We start from the raw sequence: 2,456 nt of genomic DNA, 5'->3' as shown, positions 1-2,456 counted from the left end.
GGTTATATTGTAGTAGATACATGGGCTGACCGGAATAGGGAAGATAAATATGAATACTTAATTATACCTGACCGTATGGGAGGTCTTACCTGTAGAGAAGAGGAAGATCCTAAACGTTACAATATGAAAGACCTCGTGGCTAAATTAAATGAGTATAATTATAAATTAAATGGTGATTATACTGAAGGTGCCGCTAACATGGTATTATTATTGGAAAATAAAGTATATCCTCAACTTGAACAATTAATCACTGAAAAAATAAACCATATGACTCCACATTCTACTGAAAGAGTTAAAGTAAACTTTGTAGACTTGGATTTCAACACTAGTAAGTTTGATAAATATGAAATAAAATGTGATATAATCCGGAGTGATGAATCAGGTTATGCCCAACCATGCTTGGAAGACCACCTTAAAAGTTTAGACCAGTACACAATTACCAGATGCCTGATTGCGCTTAATCAGTATTTAGATAAGTGTAAAAATGAATCTGAAAAATTATTATTGTTAGGTTTACGGGCTGAATTAATGACAATGGGAGGATAGATTATGCCACTTTTAAATCCACAAAGTTACAGTAAAACTTACAAAATAGATGAAATAGACTCAATTACTTTTAAGGGAATACAAGGAATTACCAGTCATCCCAGAGAAAATGTTTGGATGAATCCTATTATACTCATTCATACAAAAGAAGAAAAAGAAAAAGAATCTGATTGGGAGAAGGTCACAGAATATATTGAACATAAAAAATCCACTGACCTGTATTTTATTAGAAAGAAAATGGAGGATGGATTATCACACCCATATGGTACATATCGTACATTAGAAGAAGCCGAAGCTATGGTGGAATTACTAGAAAAACATGATTGGGATAAGGATGTGTGCTTATTCATACAAGAAGATGAGGAGTAAAAATGTTATTTTCTAAAAGGGAATTAAACCAGTGTAATCATTGCCAACATGCTGACTGGGAATACGGTTGTAATGTATTATACGGTTGGTATGTTTGCAAATTAAAAAATTATACTAAATCCGACCAAGAATGTGGTAGCTTCGAACACTTCAATGGAATACTAATAAGAAAACAATGGTTAAAATAGAGGAGGATAAAAATAATGGGATTGGAAATAAAGACAAGTGATAATGAAAAAAGTTTCCGTATTGGATATTTTGGATTTAGTTTTATTCGACGATTTTTCTTATTACATTATGGAACTGAAGTACATGATGAATACATGGTAATGTTAAGGAACTTAACATTCGACCCAGAGGGAGTATTCTTTTTTAGTGAAAAATTTTATGAAAAGATTGGTGATTTAAGTATACTTATAGATCACAGTGACTGTGATGGTGAATTAACTTCAGAAGAATGCAGGAAATTAAAACCTTGTTTATTCGTTGATGAGGATATGATAATAAAATCTTTACCTGATTTCAATAAACCCGAAAAATATTTCCCTTTAATGTATGAATTCATTGAGTTAATATCTTATTGTGCTGATAATCCTGAAGTTAAATTAATATTCACATAAAAAAAAGTGAGGGGATGATTCATTTATGGTGTATGGTGAAATAGAAAAAATCATGATAGATGAAAAGGGACATGTAACTCCAAAAGGACATTTACTAATGAGTGCGGAAAGGATGATGAAATATTTAACCGACGAGAAATTATTCTTGGATAATATTGACTTCAGTATAAAATTATTAACCTATGCTCAGCTTATTCGTGATGAAAAATATACTGTGGATTTGCGCCGTAAATTCATGAACAATATTGAACGACAATTCTACCGTGACATCTACAAAAGAAAAGAATATACTGATGATGAAGAAGAATTCATGTCCGCAATGACAACACTCTTATTAGGCCGAGAATTCTATGAGGAATGTGGATTAACAGATGAGGATTTTGAGGAATCCCTGCGAAACTCCAATAATAAATATATTAAAGAGGTTATGGATAATGAATGTGATTAATAAAAAAACTGGTGAAGAAATAGAGGTTGCTGAAACATTAACACGTGAAGACATCGAGAAGATTATCCGTGAAGCAGTTGAAAAAACCATCGACGAGTCCATTAAGGAAATGACCTTGGAATTAATGACTATGCATAGTTTAAGTTTAGGAGAAGCACAACACATAGCTACAGGATTCCTACTATCAGGAGTTACTCCTAAAAGTGAGGAGTTCTACAAAAGAGCAGATAATATTAAAACAGCATGGGAGGTATAAAAAAATGACTAATAAATATCTCTACGAGAACACATACCAAGAACATATTCAACTACGAGGCGAACAATGCAGTATAATTAATTTGGAACAAGCAAGTAGGGAACTAAATTACTTACACAACTTAGTAACCTATCTGGAAGATTGTAATAATGAAATGTTCTGTGTAATACTCAAATGGATACACCATCATAAGAATAAGGAAAACGAAAAGCTATTA

The 2,456-nt window shown here is 32.1% G+C and carries 6 protein-coding genes; all 6 read left to right on the top strand.

The features are described from left to right. Positions 1-546 (top strand): hypothetical protein (locus ACJROP_RS08390; RefSeq protein ID WP_406535019.1); only part of this gene is annotated, 546 nt, incomplete at its 5' end. A 3-nt stretch (positions 547-549) separates the two neighbouring features. After that, positions 550-915, top strand: coding sequence for a hypothetical protein (locus ACJROP_RS08385; protein WP_406535018.1), 366 nt, complete (start codon positions 550-552; stop codon positions 913-915). A gap of 2 nt (positions 916-917) precedes the next feature. Beyond that, on the top strand, positions 918-1,103 hold the full coding sequence (locus tag ACJROP_RS08380; protein ID WP_406535017.1) for a hypothetical protein: 186 nt from the start codon (positions 918-920) through the stop codon (positions 1,101-1,103). 15 nt (positions 1,104-1,118) lie between these two features. Next, on the top strand, positions 1,119-1,535 hold the full coding sequence (locus ACJROP_RS08375) for a hypothetical protein (protein ID WP_406535016.1): 417 nt from the start codon (positions 1,119-1,121) through the stop codon (positions 1,533-1,535). A gap of 25 nt (positions 1,536-1,560) precedes the next feature. After that, positions 1,561-1,983 carry a hypothetical protein gene (locus ACJROP_RS08370; protein ID WP_406535015.1) on the top strand — a complete coding sequence of 141 codons (423 nt, stop codon included), beginning with the start codon at positions 1,561-1,563 and terminating at the stop codon, positions 1,981-1,983. Further along, positions 1,970-2,239, top strand: coding sequence for a hypothetical protein (locus tag ACJROP_RS08365; protein ID WP_406535014.1), 270 nt, complete (start codon positions 1,970-1,972; stop codon positions 2,237-2,239). Before ACJROP_RS08370 ends, ACJROP_RS08365 begins: the two co-directional genes overlap by 14 nt. Positions 2,240-2,456: the final 217 nt, after the last annotated feature.

It is taken from the genome of Methanobrevibacter sp., from assembly GCF_045220775.1.
Classification (GTDB): domain Archaea; phylum Methanobacteriota; class Methanobacteria; order Methanobacteriales; family Methanobacteriaceae; genus Methanocatella.
The sequence above is the reverse complement of the archived record's forward strand: the minus strand, read 5'-3'. Positions and strand labels throughout refer to the sequence as shown.